We start from the raw sequence: 18429 nt of genomic DNA, 5'->3' as shown, positions 1-18429 counted from the left end.
GAAGAAGCCCATCCTGACGGATGGGCTTTTTTGCGTCTGTATTTCCGGATAACCAGGCTGTTGTAGGCCTGATAAGCGCAACGCCGTCAGGCACGCCCGGTGCACATTGCCGGATGGCGGTTTCGCCTTATCCGGCCTACGGGTGGGTACGCAGCCAACTAACAATAAACTCGACGATGCTGTTTAGATCATTGAGGTCCAGAACCGGCACACCTACATCCAGCGCAGCGTCGCTGGCCACCGCAATAGTGTGCTCATCAATAGACAACTCAGCAATGCTGTGCCCTGCCGCTTCACGAAACAGCAATATCTTCGCGACAGGTTCATGCTTAAAGCCTTCAACAAGCACCATATCTAACGTCGAAGCATCCATCCGGCTAACCAGATAGGCCAGGTCCAGTTCGGGCTCTTCAGGTGTTTCAACCATTAACGCCCAACGTTGCTTACTGGCAACCAGCGTTTGCGCCGCTCCGGCTTTACGTAGCTCATAGCTATCTTTACCGGGCTTGTCGACATCCATCTTGTGATGAGTATGCTTAATCAATCCGGGACGTATACCTCTGGCACGTAGTTCCGGGATCAATTTTTTGAGCAGCGTGGTTTTTCCCGTGCCGCTCCATGCCGCAATGGCGAGTAATGGGATCATGATTTTTCCTGCCATTTTGCGAGCTCTTCGGGGGTGTTCACGTTTACGAACGCATCTTTATGATCGCTGAAATCGACAGCATGACCGCCAGCCAGACGCATAAAGACCATGACGCGTCTTTCACCGGACTGAAGATAATCCTGCAGCAAAGGCTGCATAGAGCGGTGCATCAGCGCAATGGTTGGGTGATCTCTTTCACCATCATGCACCCAGACAACCGGTGCAGCTTTGCGCTGCTCTTTTAAACGAGCGACCAGATCGTGAGGAATATAGGGCATATCACACGGGCAGAACAAAAACCATTCCCCCGTTTGCTGCAGGAATACCGATAGCATCCCGGCCAGTGGGCCAGGGAAATCGGCCAATGAATCGGGGATCACTTTCAGGCCGCTTTGCTGGTAAATCTCCCGGTGGCGATTAGCATTGACCACCACGGTTTCGACCTGCAAAGCGAGGGTATCTGCCACATGTCGCCAAAGAGGTTTTCCGTCCAGCTCAAGCAAACCTTTATCGGTTCCGCCCATCCGTCTGGCCTTACCACCTGCCAGCACAACCCCTGTTATTGCACTATCCAGAATCACTGATATCGCCTCTTTTAATGTGGGATTGACCCTGCTAACGTATCCGTATTGAGCCTAAGGAGCACAACCATGAAATGTAAACGTCTGAATGAAGTTATTGAACTCCTCCAGCCAGCCTGGCAGAAAGAACCCGATCTAAACCTGATGCAATTTTTACAGAAACTGGCGCAAGAGTCAGGTTTTGACGGCGAACTGGCGGATTTAACTGATGACATTCTGATCTATCACCTGAAAATGCGTGACTCGGCGAAAGACGCGGTCATCCCAGGTATTCAGAAAGATTATGAAGAAGATTTTAAAACTGCACTACTCCGCGCACGTGGCGTAATTAAAGAGTAAAAGCTTGTAATCGCCACCACCGAAAGCGCTGCGAAATGATATCCTGAATCATTCGTAGTATTTTCCGGATGATGGGATGAACGACAACGCTTTTAATTTCCAGACGCTACACCCGGATACCATCATGGATGCACTGTTTGAGCAGGGGATCCGGGTGGATTCCGGGCTTACCCCGCTTAACAGCTATGAAAACCGTGTCTATCAATTCCAGGACGAAGACCGTCGACGTTTTGTCGTTAAGTTTTATCGCCCTGAACGTTGGTCTGTCGATCAGATCCAGGAAGAACACCAGTTTGCTCTGGAACTGGTGAGCGATGAAGTCCCGGTCGCTGCGCCGCTAGTACTAAACGGCCAAACGCTGTTAAGTCATCAGGGTTTTCATTATGCGATCTTCCCCAGCGTCGGCGGGCGACAGTTTGAGGCCGACAACATCGATCAGATGGAGGCGGTGGGTCGCTATCTGGGGCGTATGCATCAGACCGGCTGCAAGCGTACTTTTGCCTTTCGCCCAACGATTGGCCTTGAAGAGTATCTGACTGAGCCACGTAACGTTTTTGAACACGCACCGCTGATCCCATCAGGGCAAAAAGCGGCCTTCCTTAAGGCAACGGATGCGCTGATCGCACTCGTTACCGATCGCTGGCATACGCGTTTTAACACATTACGCCTGCACGGTGATTGCCATGCCGGTAATATTTTGTGGCGCGATGGCCCGATGTTTGTCGATTTAGATGATGCTCGTAATGGTCCGGCTGTTCAGGATTTATGGATGCTTCTCAATGGCGATAAAGCTGAACAACGCATGCAGCTTGAAACCATTATCGAAGCTTATGAAGAGTTTAGTGAGTTCGATACTTCTGAAATCGGACTGATAGAACCTTTACGCGCTATGCGTTTAGTTTATTATCTTGCCTGGCTAATTCGACGTTGGGCTGACCCTGCGTTTCCAAAAAACTTCCCGTGGTTAACCGGGGAAGATTACTGGCATCGTCAGACTGCGACCTTTATTGAGCAGGCAAAAATTCTGCAAGAGCCCCCCTTACAATTAACGCCAATGTATTAATCGGAGAAACTTGAACATGAAAAAAATATGGCTGGCGCTGGCTGGTATGGTTTTAGCTTTTAGCGCATCGGCAGCGCAGTTCCAGGATGGTAAGCAGTACATCACACTGGAAAAGCCTGTTGCGGGTGAACCGCAGGTGTTGGAGTTTTTCTCCTTCTACTGCCCACATTGCTACCAGTTTGAAGAAGTGCTTCACGTGTCTGATAACGTGAAGAAAAAGCTGCCGGAAGGCACCAAGATGACCAAATACCACGTCGAATTTCTGGGGCCTTTGGGTAAAGATCTGACGCAGGCATGGGCGGTTGCTATGGCGCTGGGCGTTGAAGATCAGGTCACTGTTCCGCTGTTTGAAGGGGTTCAGAAAACTCAGACCGTTCAATCTGTTGCAGATATCCGCAAAGTGTTTGTCGACGCAGGTATTAAAGGCGAAGACTATGATGCGGCATGGAACAGCTTCGTGGTGAAATCACTCGTGGCGCAGCAGGAAAAAGCGGCGGCTGACTTGCAGCTGCAGGGCGTGCCGGCGATGTTTGTTAATGGCAAATATCAGGTCAACCCGCAGGGTATGGACACCAGCAGCATGGATATCTTTGTACAACAGTATGCGGATACCGTGAAGTATCTGGTCGGTCAGAAGTAAAAGAAAAGCCGGTCACTGACCGGCTTTTTTATTTGAGGCTTTAATTGCATCGAGCTGCGCGTCTTTCTCACTCCACAGCGTATTTAGCCATAGCTGAAACCGACGCTTGAATCCCTTATCGTTTACGTAATCACCGTGCAACTCTTCATGGATTGGCTCCAGATTCACCCGCACGACAATCCGCGTTAACTTACCGCTCAGCATATCGTAGAACGGTCGGCTGCTGTTTTCCGGATAGCACAACGTGACGTTCAACATTTTATCGAACTGTGACCCCAGGACGTTCAAGGCCATCGCAATACCGGCCGCCTTGGGAGGAAGCAGGTTTTGATAGGGTGAACGGGTTTGCTCGCGTTTTTCTTTGGTAAACCGTGAACCCTCAACAAAATTCACAATGGTTGTTGGATGCGCACGAAATTTCTCGCAGGAACGACGCGTTGTTTCGACATCTTTACCGCGCCGTTCCGGGTGGCGAAGCAGATAACCACGCGAATAGCGTTTCATAAACGGCATATCCAGCGCCCAGCAGGCCAGGCCAATAAAGGGTACCCAGGCTAACTGCTGCTTGAGGAAGTATTTGTTCATCGGGATGTGCTTACGGAACAGAACGCAAAGCACAACGATATCAGCCCAGCTGTAATGGTTACAAATGAGCAGATACCAATTTTTCTTGCTAAGACCTTCCAGCCCCTCGATATCCCACTTTAATCGTGGATTAAGGTGCAGCAGTAGCGCCAGACCTTCACACCAGCAATACATCATGAAATTACAGAAGACAGAAACCTTGCGCCAGACGACAGGAATGGGCAAAAGGAGTTTTACAACCCCTGCAAGGATGATCGGCACAGAACAAAAAATCGTGACCAATATGGTCAATACGATACTCAGCAACAGCGTTATCGCAGCGAGTATTCTCGTCATAATTAAATTATTCAAAAGGTTAGCCATAGATAGTGCGCTAAATGAGGCGCAAGGGGCAGATTTTATCAGAAAACGAACCAAATGATGGATCTTCGCTGAATAGAAAAAACAGGAATATCTATCCACATCAGGATATAAGCTGTAAAAATGGAATAAAATGCTGTGTATTTATTTAATGCTTTGAAATTTATATAAAAATATTATGAAGTGATAATTTTGTTGCTACATTTAAAGAGCTGAAAATTATTTATTCACAAAGTTATCCACAGCACGCTTTGCGAGCAACGCAGAAGATCTGCAAAAGATTTTCGACAAATGCGGCGAAAAACTCATGTTTTCATCCTGTCTGTGGCATCCTTTACCCATAATCTGATAAACAGGCACGGACATTATGGTTCAGATCCCAGAAAACCCACTTATCCTTGTAGACGGTTCATCTTACCTGTATCGCGCATACCACGCGTTCCCGCCGCTGACGAACAGCGCAGGAGAGCCTACTGGTGCGATGTACGGCGTCCTCAACATGTTGCGTAGCTTGATTCTGCAATATCAACCTACGCATGCAGCGGTGGTATTCGACGCTAAGGGTAAAACCTTCCGTGATGAATTATTCGAACACTACAAGTCGCACCGCCCGCCAATGCCGGACGATTTACGTGCGCAGATTGAACCTCTGCATGCGATGGTAAAAGCGATGGGGCTGCCATTGCTGGCGGTTTCAGGCGTGGAAGCGGACGATGTCATCGGTACGCTGGCACGTGAGGCAGAGAAGGTGGGGCGTCCGGTACTGATTAGCACCGGCGATAAAGATATGGCTCAACTGGTGACGCCGAATATCACCCTCATCAACACTATGACTAATACGATCCTTGGTCCGGATGAGGTCGTAAATAAGTACGGTGTTCCGCCTGAATTGATCATCGATTTCCTGGCGCTGATGGGGGACTCCTCAGATAACATTCCAGGTGTACCAGGCGTGGGTGAAAAAACGGCTCAGGCGTTGCTGCAGGGGCTGGGTGGGTTGGATACTCTCTATGCGGAATCCGACAAAATAGCAGGGCTGAGCTTCCGTGGTGCCAAAACCATGGCAGGCAAACTCGAGCAGAATAAAGAAGTGGCGTATCTCTCGTATAAGCTGGCTACCATCAAAACGGATGTTGAGCTGGAATTAACCTGCGAGCAGCTGGAAGTGCGCCAACCAGCAGCAGAAGAACTGCTGGGCTTGTTTAAACAGTATGAATTCAAGCGTTGGGTTACTGACGTTGAAGCCGGTAAATGGCTACAGGCGAAAGGGACGAAACCGGCAGCTAAACCGCAGGAGACCATCGTTGTCGATGAAACGCCTGAGGAACCTGCCACGGTGCTTTCCTACGACAATTATGTGACGATTCTGGACGAAGCAACGCTGGAAGAGTGGATTGCAAAGCTGAAGAAAGCGCCCGTCTTTGCCTTTGATACTGAAACTGACAGCCTGGACAACATCTCCGCGAATCTGGTTGGCCTGTCTTTTGCCATTGAGCCAGGTGTGGCTGCGTATGTTCCTGTCGCTCATGATTACCTGGATGCCCCCGATCAGATCTCTCGCGACCGCGCGCTGGCGCTCCTGAAGCCGCTGCTGGAAGATGAGAACGCGCATAAAGTTGGGCAAAACCTGAAGTACGATCGCGGTATCCTGGCGAACTATGGCATCGAGCTTCGCGGCATCACCTTTGACACCATGCTCGAATCCTACATTCTTAACAGTGTTGCAGGCCGACACGATATGGACAGCCTGTCAGATCGCTGGCTGAAACATAAAACCATCACCTTTGAAGAGATTGCCGGGAAAGGTAAAAACCAGCTGACCTTTAACCAGATAGCACTGGAAGAGGCCGGGCGCTATGCCGCAGAGGATGCCGATGTTACGCTTCAGTTGCATCTGAAGATGTGGCCAGAACTGCAGAAGCACAAAGGGCCGCTAAATGTTTTCGAAAATATTGATATGCCGCTGGTCCCGGTTCTGTCCCGCGTTGAGCGCAATGGTGTGAAAATCGATCCGGCTGTTCTGCACAAGCATTCAGAAGAGCTGACGCTGCGTTTGAACGAGCTGGAGCAAAAAGCGCACGAGATTGCCGGAGAAGCGTTTAACCTTTCTTCCACCAAGCAGCTGCAAACTATCTTGTTTGAAAAGCAAGGTATTAAGCCGCTGAAGAAAACCCCTGGCGGCGCGCCATCAACGTCAGAAGAGGTGCTGGAAGAGCTCGCGCTGGATTATCCGTTGCCGAAAGTTATCCTGGAATATCGTGGGTTAGCAAAACTGAAGTCGACCTACACGGATAAGCTTCCGTTGATGATCAACCCAAAAACCGGACGCGTACATACCTCCTATCATCAGGCGGTTACGGCGACCGGACGTTTGTCTTCAACCGATCCTAACCTGCAAAACATCCCGGTACGTAACGATGAAGGTCGTCGTATTCGCCAGGCATTTATCGCACCAGAAGACTACGTGATTGTCTCTGCGGACTACTCGCAGATCGAGCTGCGTATTATGGCGCATCTCTCGCGCGATAAAGGCCTGCTTACCGCGTTTGCCGAAGGGAAAGATATTCACCGTGCAACGGCGGCAGAAGTTTTTGGTTTACCGCTGGATTCCGTGACTGGTGAACAACGCCGCAGCGCAAAAGCCATTAACTTTGGTCTGATCTATGGCATGAGCGCCTTCGGTCTGGCGCGTCAGCTGAATATTCCGCGTAAAGAAGCACAGAAGTACATGGATCTCTACTTCGAACGCTACCCAGGCGTGTTGGAATATATGGAACGCACCCGCGCGCAGGCGAAAGAGCAGGGTTATGTAGAAACGCTGGAAGGTCGCCGTCTCTATTTACCGGATATTAAATCCAGTAATGGCGCTCGCCGTGCAGGTGCAGAACGCGCGGCAATTAACGCCCCGATGCAGGGTACTGCCGCAGACATTATCAAACGAGCGATGATTGCGGTGGACAGATGGCTGCAAACCGAGCAACCGCGTGTGCGTATGATTATGCAGGTGCACGATGAACTGGTGTTTGAAGTGCATAAAGATGACCTCGAAAGCGTCTCGAAAAAGATCCATCAGCTGATGGAAAACGAGACGCAAATTGATGTGCCATTGCTGGTGGAAGTCGGTAGTGGTGAGAACTGGGATCAGGCGCACTAAGGGTTTACTGAATAACGGCTCTTTTTCGTAACTAAGCAACATAAGATAGAGCTTTTTGTGATGTCCATTAGAATTCCCTATGTAAGGAATGAAAAAAAATTACAAAAAGTGCTTTCTGAGCTGCTTAAAAAAGAGTAAAGTTATTCACGTAGGGTACAGAGGTAAGATGTTCTATCTTTCAGACCTTTTACTTCACGTAATCGGATTTGGCTGAATATTTTAGCCGCCCCAGTCAGTAATGACTGGGGCGTTTTTTATTGTGCGAAAGAAAAGTTTTGTACATGCTGTAGGCCGGATAAGACGCGCAGCGGCGCCATCCGGCAATACGGTGGGTTATTCCCCGTCCTGCATCTCTTCAATCGGCGCCAGCTCACTAAACCAGCTATCCAGCTTCTGCCGCAGTTTGTCCACACCCAGCTTTTTCAGTGATGAAAATGCTTCTACCTGCACATCACCGTTAAATGCCAGTACGGCTTCACGTACCATATTCAGCTGCGCTTTGCGCGCGCCGCTGGCCAGCTTGTCTGCTTTAGTCAGCAGCACCAGAACCTGAACGTTGCTCTCCACAGCCCACAGGATCATCTGCTGGTCGAGATCTTTTAGCGGGTGGCGAATATCCATCAATACCACCAGACCTTGCAGGCTCTGGCGTTTTTCCAGGTATTCGGCCAGTGCGCGCTGCCATTTACGTTTCATCTCTTCCGGGACTTCGGCATAACCATAACCAGGCAGGTCGACCAGGCGTTTACCGTCCACAACTTCAAACAGGTTGATGAGCTGAGTACGGCCTGGAGTTTTAGATGTACGCGCCAGACCCTTTTGATTCGTCAGGGTATTTAGCGCACTGGATTTGCCTGCGTTGGAACGGCCAGCAAAAGCCACTTCTATACCGGTGTCGGAAGGTAAGTGGCGAATATCAGGCGCACTCATCACAAAGTGCGTCTGTTGATAATTCAAGTTAGTCAAAGCAGTCCTCTCCATCAATCAGGGCTTTGCAGCGATTATACCTGAACCCCAGCAAAAGGCTGGTTTTTCGACGAGTGGGCTGTGTGAGTAAAAACCACGCGCTTTGTGAGACATTGCCGACAGTTTCTATACGAGATGACAGAGTAAAAAATGGCAGAACTAAAATAAATCATAGAGTTACATTTGGGCGCTATTCTTAAAATCAGAAATTGTTACCCAGGTTACTTGTACGTTTAAACCAAAACGGTAAAGTAGCGTCCATAGCGAGGAAGCTGACAGGATAAACGACTCAGGATGAGGGTCAGGAGCGCCAGGAGGCGAAGACACAGGATTGTCAGGAAGACAAACGTCCGGAGACGTTAGTAAAAGGAAATGGAAACAACACGGAATGTTGCAGGCTAAGGGAAAAACAGGGTGTGTTGATAGCCAACAGGGATAGTAGAGCCCGTAAGGGTTGAGAGTCAGGAAAAAAGGCGACAGATTACTCTGTCGCCTTTTTTCTTTATTTCTGCTAGATTCCGGCGCAATTATATACTGAATAAATACAGCCAAAGACGAATCATGATGAAACCAACTTCTACACCACGCGGTAAAGGTCCTGCAAAAGCGCGTCGTAAAACACGCGAAGAAATTAACCAGGAAGCTCGCGACCGTAAGCGCCAGAAAAAACACCGTGGTCATGCGGCGGGTAGCCGTGCGTCCGGTAGCGAAGGCGGTTCTGGTGGCGGAAACCAAAACAAGCAAAAAGATCCTCGTATTGGCAGCAAAAACCCCATTCCATTGGGCGTGACCGAAAAAGTCACCAAACAGCACAAACCGAAGAGTGAGAAACCTATGCTTTCACCACAGGCTGAGTTGGATTTACTGGAAACGGATGAGCGCCTGGATGCGCTGCTGGAGCGTCTTGAAGCAGGAGAAACCCTGAGCGCGGAAGATCAGGCCTGGGTTGATGCCAAGCTGGACCGCATCGATGAGCTGATGCAAAAGCTGGGTCTTTCTTACGATGACGAGGAAGAAGAGGAAGAGGAAGAAAAGCAGGAAGACATGATGCGCCTGCTGAAAGGCGGCAACTAACGATTTTACACCGTGGGTCTTCCCGTCCTGCTTATAACCCTTCCGGTTATATGTTATCTGGTGTGGTTATTCGTTAAACTACAGCGGTTGTCGCGGCGACAGAAGTGGCTGCGCAACCGGCTCATCACCCGCACTGGGGTTAAGCCGGTACGCCGTACCCGCCAGAGACGCCATCGGAAGGAGTGAGCATGTCAGAGCAGCTAATAGACTGGGACCTGGCCCTGATCCAGAAATATAACTATTCCGGGCCACGATATACCTCGTACCCGACCGCGCTGGAGTTTTCTGAAGACTACGGCACAGAAGCATTTCTAAAGGCCGTGGCGCGTTATCCTGAGCGTCCGCTCTCGCTATACGTTCACATCCCGTTCTGCCACAAACTGTGCTACTTCTGTGGCTGCAACAAGATTGTGACTCGCCAGCAGCATAAAGCCGATCAATACCTCGATGCCCTGGAACAAGAAATCATTCACCGCGCTCCGCTGTTCGTCGGACGCCATGTCAGCCAACTGCATTGGGGCGGCGGTACGCCAACTTACTTAAATAAAGCGCAAATCAGCCGTTTGATGTCGCTGCTGCGTGGTAACTTCAACTTTAACGATGACGCCGAAATCTCGATCGAAGTTGATCCGCGCGAAATTGAGCTGGATGTGCTCGATCATTTACGTGCTGAAGGTTTTAACCGCCTGAGCATGGGGGTACAGGACTTCAACAAAGAAGTTCAGCGCCTGGTGAACCGTGAGCAGGATGAGGAGTTTATCTTTGCGCTGCTGAATCATGCGCGGGAGATTGGCTTTACCTCAACAAATATTGATCTGATTTATGGCCTGCCAAAACAGACACCGGAAAGCTTCGCCTTCACCCTGAAACGCGTGTCTGAGCTGAATCCAGACCGTCTGAGCGTCTTTAACTACGCGCACCTGCCAACGCTGTTTGCTGCCCAACGCAAGATTAAAGATGCTGACCTGCCCAGCGCGCAGCAGAAGCTGGATATTCTGCAGGAGACCATCTCTTCACTGACCGAAACGGGTTATCAGTTCATTGGGATGGATCACTTTGCCCGCCCGGATGATGAACTGGCCATTGCTCAACGCAAAGGTGTGCTGCACCGTAATTTCCAGGGTTATACCACCCAGGGCGATACTGATTTACTGGGGATGGGCGTATCGGCTATCAGCATGATTGGCGACAGCTACGCGCAGAACCAGAAAGAGCTGAAGCACTATTACCAGCAGGTCGACGAGCAAGGGAACGCACTGTGGCGCGGAATTACGCTGAACCGCGACGACTGCATTCGTCGGGATGTTATTAAGCTTTTGATCTGCAACTTCCGTCTCGACTATGCCGCCGTGGAACAGCAATGGGATCTCAACTTCGCTGATTATTTTGCCGAAGACCTGAAACTGCTGGCACCACTGGCGAAAGATGGGCTGGTGGATGTGGATGAGAAGGGGATTCAGGTTACGCCTAAGGGGCGCCTGCTGATCCGCAATATTTGTATGTGCTTTGATGCCTATCTGCGGCAGAAAGCACGCATGCAGCAGTTCTCACGGGTCATTTAACCAGGTTGCCCGGTGGCGCTACGCTTACCGGGCCTACACGTCGCGATAATCTGTAGGCCGGATAAGCGTTAGCGCCATCCGGCGCGCCTTCAGCTAAACAGCCCAACCAGCGCCGCACACAGCACTGCGGCAACCGCAGTTTGTGGCGTGTGGCTGTCGACTGAGCCGCTCGATAGCAGATTAATGATTGATTCCAGCATGATGACTTCCCCCCGTTTGCCGGGCACGATCATACTTAACTCATCGGAACAGTAAAGCGCAAAATAGCAGCAGTTTGCGCTCAATGATCAATCTTTACACAGTGACGAATCGTCACTCCATTCCGAGTTCTTTTAACTTACGCGTCAAGGTATTACGGCCCCAGCCAAGCAGGCGTGCGGCTTCCTGTTTGTGCCCCTGGGTATGACGTAGCGCGGTGGTCAACAGCGTGCGCTCCATCTCCGGTTGAGCCTCAGAAAGCAGGTTTTGATGACCGGAACGCAAGGCCCGGTCTGCCCACTGTGCCAACAGGGTTGCCCAGCTGTCCGGCTGCATGTGTGAAGGCGCATTGGGCACGCTGGCTTCAAACAGTTCGGCCGGTAAGTCCTGAATCAGCACTTCCTGCCCGGCGGCCATGACGGTTAACCAGCGGCAGGTGTTCTCAAGCTGACGCACGTTACCCGGCCAGGCCAGACGGGTCAGCGCCGCCTCGGTTTCCGGGTGTAATTGTTTGGCTTCAACGCCCAGTTCGCGCGCGGCCTCCTGCAGGAAATGACGTGCCAGACGGGGGATATCTTCCCGACGTTCACGCAGCGGCGGCAGATGCACGCGGATGACGTTCAGACGATGGAATAAGTCTTCGCGGAATTTGCCTTCCTGTACGCGCAGTTCCAGATTCTGGTGCGTGGCGGCGATGATACGTACGTCCACCTTCACGGGCGCATAGCCGCCAACGCGATAAAATTGCCCGTCGGCTAATACGCGCAGTAAACGCGTTTGCACGTCCAGCGGCATATCACCTATTTCATCGAGAAATAGCGTACCGCCGTCAGCCTGTTCAAAGCGCCCCTGGCGAATCGTATTTGCCCCGGTAAACGCCCCTTTTTCATGGCCAAACAGCTCAGACTCGATCAAATCTTTCGGAATAGCCGCCATGTTCAGCGCGATAAAGGGCGCTTTGACGCGCGGGCTATGACGATGCAACGCATGGGCGACCAGCTCTTTACCGGTCCCGGACTCTCCGTTAATCAATACGCTGATTGACGACCGGGACAGTCGGCCAATTATGCGAAAGACATCCTGCATTGCCGGCGCTTCGCCGATGATGTCAGTTGTTGGGCCGTTGATCTGAATATTGCGCGGTTGCTGCTGTTCCTGATAATGGCTGATGGCACGTTCGACCAGTGCCACGGCTTCATCGATATCAAAAGGTTTGGGCAGATAATCAAACGCCCCTTGCTGGTAGGCGCTGACGGCAGCATCCAGATCGGAGTGTGCGGTCATTATGATGACCGGAAGCATCGGATGCCGCTGTTTAATCTGTTTTAACAGCGTCAGACCGTCCATGCCCGGCATGCGAATATCCGACAACAGTACGTCAGGCGTTTTGCTGGCCAGCGCGTCCAGCACCTCTTTACCACTTTCAAATGTGGTACAGCTTAGCCCTGCCCCTGCGAGCGCACGTTCAAGCACCCAACGGATGGAACTATCGTCATCAACGACCCAGACTATTCCTCGTTGCATAAACGTCACCTTATTTCCTGATAGGCAGGTAAACCGAGAACTCGGTATGACCCGGCCAACTGGTAAATTCAATTTTGCCGGAATGTTGATCAATTAAATTACGGGCGATGGATAATCCAAGCCCGGTACCGCCTTCGCGACCGCTGACCATTGGGTAGAACAGCGTGTCCTGCAAATGCGAGGGAATACCCGGACCGTTATCCTCAACATCAATCCGTGCCGCCAGGCGATAACGTACGCCGTGCAGCGTGAGCTGAAACGCGGTGCGGGTACGCAGAATGATCTCGCCGCCTTCCGGTCCCAACGCCTGTAAAGCATTGCGCACGATGTTTAACAGAACCTGCTCGATCTGGTCCGGATCGTGCAGTAATTCGGGCAGACTCGGGTCGTAATCACGAATCAGCGTGACGTTTTCCGGGAGCTCCATTGAGACCAGCGCCACCACGCGCTCCGCCACCTTGTGAATACTTTCCGTGACATGCATGCCAGGCTGTTGTGGTCCCAGCAGACGGTCGACCAGATTACGCAGGCGGTCGGCCTGCTCAATAATGACTTTGGTATATTCGGTCAGCGCCGGGTCCGGAAGCGCTTTGCTGAGTAGCTGCGCTGCGCCGCGTAATCCACCTAAAGGGTTCTTGATTTCGTGCGCCAGACCGCGCACCAGATCGCGGGCGGCAATCTGCTGGGCGTGCTGGAGCTGCTCCTGACTCAGACGGCGCTGGTTATCCATTGGCGCCATCTCCAGCAGGATAAGGCCATCAGGCAGCCTCTGAGCGGTCACTGAGAGGATATGTGAGTGGCTGTCTATCACCAGCGTCACTTCGTTATCCGTAAAGCCCTGGCCTGCTTCCAGGCTCTCTCGCATCAGTCCGATGTTTAAGGAGAAATAACTCAACAGATCGGGAAGCGGTGTCCCAAACAGTTTGCGGGAGCTTTGGGCGAGCAGCTGCTGTGCCGCCGGGTTGGCGTAATGTACCGCCAGCTCATCGTCGACGAGCAAAATGCTGTTGATTAAAGAATTGAGGATCTGCCCAGCATCGGGCAGCGTGCCGGTTGCCATTCAGCAGTCTCCTGAAAAGTGTTGCACCAATTTAGTGCATTATAGCTTTTTACATCAAAAAAGCGCGAGAAAGCAGGTTGTTAGTGGAGAAAAAAGCCCATCCTGGGATGGGCTAAAAGTTCCACGGCAACTAAAACCTTCGTCTTTCTCCCGACAGCTGTGTTGGCTGCTTTCGCTCACCCTAGTCACTTACTTATGTAAGCTCCCGGGGATTCACTCAATTGCTGCCTTGCTGTAGCAAGAAATCCATTGGTTATTACATCCTCTGCACGTTTTTATGTGAGAGTGTAAAAGTTAAATTAAACGCTGTAGTACAGCTCAAACTCTACCGGGTGCGGAGTCATACGCACACGGTCATCTTCTTCGCGACGCAGCGTAATGTACGCATCAATCGCTTCATTGGTGAACACGCCGCCTGCAGTCAGGAACTCACGGTCCAGATCCAGTTCTTTCAGTGCTTCTTCCAGAGAACCTGCAACCTGTGGGATCTCTTTCGCTTCTTCCGGCGGCAGGTCATACAGGTTTTTGTCCATGGCTTCGCCCGGGTGGATCTTGTTCTTGATACCGTCAAGACCAGCCATCAGCAGCGCTGCGAAGCACAGGTACGGGTTAGCAGCCGGGTCCGGGAAACGCACTTCAATACGACGCGCTTTCGGAGAAGCAACCACCGGAATACGGATGGAAGCAGAACGGTTACGGGCAGAGTAAGCCAGCATTACCGGCGCTTCGTAGCCTGGGACCAGACGCTTATAAGAGTTAGTGGTCGGGTTCGCCAGGGCGTTGATCGCTTTAGCGTGTTTGATTACGCCGCCGATGTAGAACAGCGCCTGCTCAGACAGACCCGCATACTTGTCACCGGAGAACAGGTTTACGCCGTTCTTGGACAGAGACATGTGGCAGTGCATGCCGGAACCGTTATCGCCAAACATCGGTTTTGGCATAAAGGTCGCGGTTTTACCGAAACGGTGCGCAACGTTGTGCACAACGTATTTGTAGATCTGAATTTCGTCCGCTTTTTTGGTCATGGTGTTAAAGCGGGTCGCGATTTCGTTCTGGCCAGCGGTCGCCACTTCGTGGTGATGCGCTTCAACAACCAGGCCCATTTCTTCCATGATCAGACACATGGTAGAACGGATGTCCTGAGAAGAATCTACCGGAGGAACCGGGAAGTAACCGCCTTTCACACCAGGACGGTGGCCTTTGTTACCACCTTCGTATTTGGTGGAGGAGTTCCATGCGCCTTCGATGTCATCGATAGCCACGTGGGAACCGGAAATAGACGCGCCGAAACGGATGTCGTCAAACAGGAAGAATTCTGGCTCTGGCCCGAACAGAACGGTGTCTGCGATGCCGGTAGAACGCAGATACTCTTCAGCGCGTTTAGCGATGGAGCGCGGGTCGCGGTCATAGCCCTGCAGCGTACCGGGTTCCAGGATATCGCAACGGATGATCAGGGTAGACTCTTCATAGAACGGGTCGATGAGTGCAGTAGACGCATCTGGCATCAGAACCATGTCTGATTCGTTAATGCCTTTCCAGCCACCGATTGAGGAGCCGTCAAACATTTTGCCTTCTTCAAAGAATTCGGCATTTACCTGATGAGCAGGAATAGTGACGTGCTGTTCTTTACCTTTGGTATCAGTGAAGCGCAAATCAACAAACTTCACTTCGTGTTCGTTCAGCATCGTCAAAACGTGTTCAGCGGACATACTTACTCTCCCGGATTGGTCATGGTCGTCGTGGTAACGAAGTCTTCAATTCTGCAAAAATTGGCCGTGTCGCCGTAAAAAATATAAAGCGAAATCTGTGCCAACTTTTAAATTGCCCCTAAAAGGCGTTATCATGCGCACTATCGTGCAAAGGGGCTGCACCATGAAGGTTGTATTGCACCATTATAGTGCTTTAATGTGAACATTAAGCACCATATTGGTGCAAAGCATGTCAGATTACCCCTTTTAACGCTCCGTGAATGTGATCACAAAGAAACTCTGCAATACTTGTTTGCGGAGGATGTTTGTGATCCTGTTTTGTACTGCGATTAATCCGTGTACAATAACGCGCTATTTCTAAAATGCCTGAGGCAAAGTTGTGATCGAAAATTTGCGTAACATCGCCATCATCGCGCACGTAGACCATGGTAAAACGACCCTGGTAGACAAGCTGCTCCAACAATCCGGTACGTTCGATGCACGTGCTGAAACCCAAGAGCGCGTGATGGACTCCAACGATTTGGAGAAAGAGCGTGGGATTACCATCCTCGCTAAAAACACCGCTATCAAATGGAATGACTACCGTATCAACATCGTTGATACCCCGGGGCACGCCGACTTCGGTGGTGAAGTTGAACGTGTAATGTCCATGGTCGACTCCGTGCTGCTGGTGGTGGATGCAATGGATGGTCCGATGCCGCAGACGCGCTTCGTGACCAAAAAAGCCTTTGCCCATGGCCTGAAGCCAATTGTTGTTATCAACAAAGTTGACCGTCCTGGCGCGCGTCCTGACTGGGTTGTTGATCAGGTATTCGACCTGTTCGTTAACCTCGACGCTACCGACGAACAGCTGGACTTCCCGATCGTTTACGCTTCCGCGCTGAACGGTATCGCAGGTCTGGATCACGAAGATATGGCTGAAGACATGACTCCGCTGTATCAGACTATTGTTGATCGTGTACCGGCTCCGAACGTAGACCTTGATGGCCCGCTGCAGATGCAAATCTCTCAGCTGGACTACAACAACTACGTTGGCGTAATCGGCATCGGCCGCATTAAACGCGGTAAAGTTAAACCGAACCAGCAGATCACTATCATTGATAGCGAAGGCAAAACCCGTAACGGTAAAGTCGGTAAAGTTCTGACTCATCTGGGTCTGGAACGTATCGAGAGTGATATTGCCGAAGCAGGCGATATCATCGCGATCACCGGTCTGGGCGAACTGAACATCTCCGACACCATCTGCGATCCGCAGAACGTCGAAGCGCTGCCGGCTCTGTCCGTTGATGAACCGACCGTAACCATGTTCTTCTGCGTAAACACCTCTCCGTTCTGTGGTAAAGAAGGTAAATATGTTACCTCTCGTCAGATCCTTGACCGCCTGAACAAAGAGCTGGTGCACAACGTTGCGCTGCGCGTTGAAGAAACCGAAGATGCGGATGCGTTCCGTGTATCCGGTCGTGGTGAGCTGCACCTGTCTGTTCTGATTGAAAACATGCGTCGTGAAGGTTTCGAAATGGCGGTTTCCCGTCCGAAAGTAATCTTCCGCGAAATCGATGGCCGTAAACAAGAGCCATTCGAAAACGTAACGCTGGACGTCGAAGAGCAGCACCAGGGTTCTGTCATGCAGGCTCTGGGTGAGCGTAAAGGCGACCTGAAAAACATGAATCCAGATGGCAAAGGCCGCGTACGTCTTGACTACGTGATCCCAAGCCGTGGTCTGATCGGCTTCCGTTCAGAATTCATGACCATGACTTCCGGTACCGGTCTGCTGTACTCCACCTTCAGCCACTACGACGATGTTCGTGCGGGTGATGTGGGTCAGCGTCAGAACGGCGTACTGATCTCCAACGGCCAGGGTAAAGCAGTTGCGTTCGCACTGTTCAGCCTGCAGGACCGCGGTAAGCTGTTCCTGGGTCACGGTGCTGAAGTTTACGAAGGCCAGATCATCGGTATTCACAGCCGCTCTAACGACCTGACTGTAAACTGCCTGACCGGTAAGAAACTGACCAACATGCGTGCGTCCGGTACTGACGAAGCGACGGTTCTGGTTCCGCCGGTTAAGATGACTCTGGAGCAGGCTCTGGAATTCATCGATGACGACGAACTGGTAGAAGTTACTCCAACCTCTATCCGTATTCGTAAGCGTCACCTGACTGAAAACGATCGTCGCCGTGCAATGCGTGGCGCGAAAGAAGAGTAATTAACGCTCTTTCTCAGGTAAGCATAAAAAAGCCGCTGATTATCAGCGGCTTTTTTTATCATCAGCAGTATCAGAAGAAATACTTTGCCCCAACACGAATCTGGTTTTGTTCGCGATGATAGGGTTCAACATTGCGATCTAACCAGCGTAATTCCAGGTAGGGCAACCAGTGTTCATTGATCCGATACTTAAAGGTATTGGTAATTTCCCAGTGATGATCTTTTCCGTTGCTGCTATTGAAGTCATTAACTCGCATAAAATAGTGCGGTTCAAAGGTATAGGAAAATTTATCGGTAATGGCAAAGTTCCAGTAGTTACCTATTTCATAGGTATCATTATTATCCAGGTCGCCGTTCAGGTCGGTTGAACTGTAGTTATTATGGTTATATCGATTACGCACGGTAAGATTAAACCATGGTGTAAATTTATAGTTAACATCCAGATAAACAGCACCGCCAGAACCAATACTCTTATCGTTTATTAGCCCGCCAGGTTGGATTGTTAATTTATCTGTCGGTTTAAATAACGGATACCAGCCCTCTATTTCGTTATAGCCGTGTTTTAGCTCATCCTTGCGTTGCATCGTGTAGGTGTTGGTGAGCATGATACCTGCGCCCATATCAGAGTTATAGCCGACGCGCATCATGACCTCTATTTGATCTGACGCCAGGTTATATGCTTCGCGGTTTTCTACATAGGCTCCAGCGAAAGCAGAGGTTGATACCACAGAGGATAAGAAAATTATTGTCGTTAATTTTTTCATGA

General features: G+C 50.8%; 17 protein-coding genes and 1 pseudogene. 9 read left to right on the top strand and 9 right to left on the bottom strand.

Annotation, left to right across the window (positions count from 1 at the left end):
- Window positions 1–136: 136 nt before the first annotated feature.
- Window positions 137–646 (bottom strand): molybdopterin-guanine dinucleotide biosynthesis protein MobB, encoded by a 510-nt coding sequence (mobB, locus tag OGY19_RS15725; protein WP_115601223.1) that lies wholly within the window; start codon window positions 644–646, stop codon window positions 137–139.
- Window positions 643–1227: a molybdenum cofactor guanylyltransferase MobA gene (gene mobA / locus OGY19_RS15720; RefSeq protein WP_115601222.1), complete on the bottom strand. Its 585-nt coding sequence runs from the start codon at window positions 1225–1227 to the stop codon at window positions 643–645. Before mobA ends, mobB begins: the two co-directional genes overlap by 4 nt.
- Before the next feature lie 69 nt (window positions 1228–1296).
- Between mobA and OGY19_RS15715 the strand changes: the two genes are divergently transcribed.
- The 3 genes from OGY19_RS15715 (at window position 1297) to dsbA (ending at window position 3269) form a co-directional block, all read left to right on the top strand.
- Window positions 1297–1566 (top strand): YihD family protein, encoded by a 270-nt coding sequence (locus OGY19_RS15715; protein ID WP_003028616.1) that lies wholly within the window; start codon window positions 1297–1299, stop codon window positions 1564–1566.
- 76 nt (window positions 1567–1642) lie between these two features.
- Window positions 1643–2629: a serine/threonine protein kinase gene (locus OGY19_RS15710; protein WP_101741987.1), complete on the top strand. Its 987-nt coding sequence runs from the start codon at window positions 1643–1645 to the stop codon at window positions 2627–2629.
- 16 nt (window positions 2630–2645) lie between these two features.
- The gene (dsbA, locus tag OGY19_RS15705; protein WP_003028621.1) at window positions 2646–3269 is read left to right on the top strand and encodes a thiol:disulfide interchange protein DsbA; all 624 of its coding nucleotides are present in this window, start codon (window positions 2646–2648) and stop codon (window positions 3267–3269) included.
- 12 nt (window positions 3270–3281) lie between these two features.
- Here dsbA and yihG read toward each other — a convergent pair whose 3' ends face one another.
- On the bottom strand, window positions 3282–4217 hold the full coding sequence (gene yihG / locus OGY19_RS15700; protein ID WP_115601221.1) for a 1-acylglycerol-3-phosphate O-acyltransferase, YihG family: 936 nt from the start codon (window positions 4215–4217) through the stop codon (window positions 3282–3284).
- A gap of 364 nt (window positions 4218–4581) precedes the next feature.
- Here yihG and polA point away from each other — a divergent pair, with 364 nt between their 5' ends.
- Window positions 4582–7368 (top strand): DNA polymerase I, encoded by a 2787-nt coding sequence (polA, locus tag OGY19_RS15695; RefSeq protein ID WP_115601220.1) that lies wholly within the window; start codon window positions 4582–4584, stop codon window positions 7366–7368.
- Window positions 7369–7534: 166 nt separating this feature from the next.
- Window positions 7535–7582, top strand: coding sequence for a small protein SpfP (gene spfP / locus OGY19_RS24615; protein ID WP_071892919.1), 48 nt, complete (start codon window positions 7535–7537; stop codon window positions 7580–7582).
- 119 nt (window positions 7583–7701) lie between these two features.
- On the opposite strand, the gene yihA is transcribed toward spfP, so the two are convergent.
- On the bottom strand, window positions 7702–8334 hold the full coding sequence (yihA, locus tag OGY19_RS15690; RefSeq protein ID WP_003840416.1) for a ribosome biogenesis GTP-binding protein YihA/YsxC: 633 nt from the start codon (window positions 8332–8334) through the stop codon (window positions 7702–7704).
- Between the two features lie 209 nt (window positions 8335–8543).
- Between yihA and OGY19_RS15685 the strand changes: the two are divergent.
- The 3 genes and pseudogenes from OGY19_RS15685 to hemN all read left to right on the top strand — a co-directional run bounded on the left by OGY19_RS15685 (window position 8544) and on the right by hemN (window position 10970).
- Window positions 8544–8792 (top strand): annotated as a pseudogene (locus OGY19_RS15685) (hypothetical protein).
- A gap of 106 nt (window positions 8793–8898) precedes the next feature.
- On the top strand, window positions 8899–9408 hold the full coding sequence (gene yihI, locus OGY19_RS15680) for a Der GTPase-activating protein YihI (protein ID WP_239505706.1): 510 nt from the start codon (window positions 8899–8901) through the stop codon (window positions 9406–9408).
- Window positions 9409–9596: 188 nt separating this feature from the next.
- Window positions 9597–10970 carry an oxygen-independent coproporphyrinogen III oxidase gene (gene hemN, locus OGY19_RS15675; protein ID WP_115601219.1) on the top strand — a complete coding sequence of 458 codons (1374 nt, stop codon included), beginning with the start codon at window positions 9597–9599 and terminating at the stop codon, window positions 10968–10970.
- Between the two features lie 89 nt (window positions 10971–11059).
- Here hemN and OGY19_RS15670 read toward each other — a convergent pair whose 3' ends face one another.
- The 4 genes from OGY19_RS15670 to glnA all read right to left on the bottom strand — a co-directional run bounded on the left by OGY19_RS15670 (window position 11060) and on the right by glnA (window position 15461).
- A complete protein-coding gene (locus tag OGY19_RS15670) occupies window positions 11060–11170 on the bottom strand; it encodes a YshB family small membrane protein (RefSeq protein ID WP_086523820.1) in 111 nt (36 codons plus the stop codon).
- A gap of 112 nt (window positions 11171–11282) precedes the next feature.
- A complete protein-coding gene (glnG, locus tag OGY19_RS15665) occupies window positions 11283–12692 on the bottom strand; it encodes a nitrogen regulation protein NR(I) (protein ID WP_048214050.1) in 1410 nt (469 codons plus the stop codon).
- Window positions 12693–12702: 10 nt separating this feature from the next.
- Window positions 12703–13752 carry a nitrogen regulation protein NR(II) gene (gene glnL, locus OGY19_RS15660; RefSeq protein ID WP_005121842.1) on the bottom strand — a complete coding sequence of 350 codons (1050 nt, stop codon included), beginning with the start codon at window positions 13750–13752 and terminating at the stop codon, window positions 12703–12705.
- A 299-nt stretch (window positions 13753–14051) separates the two neighbouring features.
- Window positions 14052–15461, bottom strand: coding sequence for a glutamate--ammonia ligase (gene glnA, locus OGY19_RS15655; protein WP_003028638.1), 1410 nt, complete (start codon window positions 15459–15461; stop codon window positions 14052–14054).
- 379 nt (window positions 15462–15840) lie between these two features.
- Between glnA and typA the strand changes: the two genes are divergently transcribed.
- Window positions 15841–17664 carry a ribosome-dependent GTPase TypA gene (typA, locus tag OGY19_RS15650; protein WP_003028641.1) on the top strand — a complete coding sequence of 608 codons (1824 nt, stop codon included), beginning with the start codon at window positions 15841–15843 and terminating at the stop codon, window positions 17662–17664.
- Window positions 17665–17734: 70 nt separating this feature from the next.
- On the opposite strand, the gene ompL is transcribed toward typA, so the two are convergent.
- Window positions 17735–18427 carry a porin OmpL gene (gene ompL / locus OGY19_RS15645; RefSeq protein ID WP_003028643.1) on the bottom strand — a complete coding sequence of 231 codons (693 nt, stop codon included), beginning with the start codon at window positions 18425–18427 and terminating at the stop codon, window positions 17735–17737.
- Between the last annotated feature and the right edge of the window lie 2 nt (window positions 18428–18429).

The sequence above is a fragment of the Citrobacter sp. Cy070 genome (assembly GCF_030332245.1).
GTDB classification, from domain to species: domain Bacteria; phylum Pseudomonadota; class Gammaproteobacteria; order Enterobacterales; family Enterobacteriaceae; genus Citrobacter; species Citrobacter youngae.
This window is presented reverse-complemented; position numbering and strand designations above follow the sequence as displayed.

What these genes read in the sequence shown, in the direction of transcription:
- mobB (WP_115601223.1), bottom strand. Translation starts at nt 646, where the DNA reads ATGATCCCATTACTCGCCATTGCGGCATGGAGCGGCACGGGAAAAACC.
- OGY19_RS15715 (WP_003028616.1), top strand. Translation starts at nt 1,297, where the DNA reads ATGAAATGTAAACGTCTGAATGAAGTTATTGAACTCCTCCAGCCAGCC.
- OGY19_RS15710 (WP_101741987.1), top strand. Translation starts at nt 1,643, where the DNA reads ATGAACGACAACGCTTTTAATTTCCAGACGCTACACCCGGATACCATC.
- dsbA (WP_003028621.1), top strand. Translation starts at nt 2,646, where the DNA reads ATGAAAAAAATATGGCTGGCGCTGGCTGGTATGGTTTTAGCTTTTAGC.
- yihG (WP_115601221.1), bottom strand. Translation starts at nt 4,217, where the DNA reads ATGGCTAACCTTTTGAATAATTTAATTATGACGAGAATACTCGCTGCG.
- polA (WP_115601220.1), top strand. Translation starts at nt 4,582, where the DNA reads ATGGTTCAGATCCCAGAAAACCCACTTATCCTTGTAGACGGTTCATCT.
- yihI (WP_239505706.1), top strand. Translation starts at nt 8,899, where the DNA reads ATGAAACCAACTTCTACACCACGCGGTAAAGGTCCTGCAAAAGCGCGT.
- hemN (WP_115601219.1), top strand. Translation starts at nt 9,597, where the DNA reads ATGTCAGAGCAGCTAATAGACTGGGACCTGGCCCTGATCCAGAAATAT.
- OGY19_RS15670 (WP_086523820.1), bottom strand. Translation starts at nt 11,170, where the DNA reads ATGCTGGAATCAATCATTAATCTGCTATCGAGCGGCTCAGTCGACAGC.
- glnG (WP_048214050.1), bottom strand. Translation starts at nt 12,692, where the DNA reads ATGCAACGAGGAATAGTCTGGGTCGTTGATGACGATAGTTCCATCCGT.
- glnL (WP_005121842.1), bottom strand. Translation starts at nt 13,752, where the DNA reads ATGGCAACCGGCACGCTGCCCGATGCTGGGCAGATCCTCAATTCTTTA.
- glnA (WP_003028638.1), bottom strand. Translation starts at nt 15,461, where the DNA reads ATGTCCGCTGAACACGTTTTGACGATGCTGAACGAACACGAAGTGAAG.
- ompL (WP_003028643.1), bottom strand. Translation starts at nt 18,427, where the DNA reads ATGAAAAAATTAACGACAATAATTTTCTTATCCTCTGTGGTATCAACC.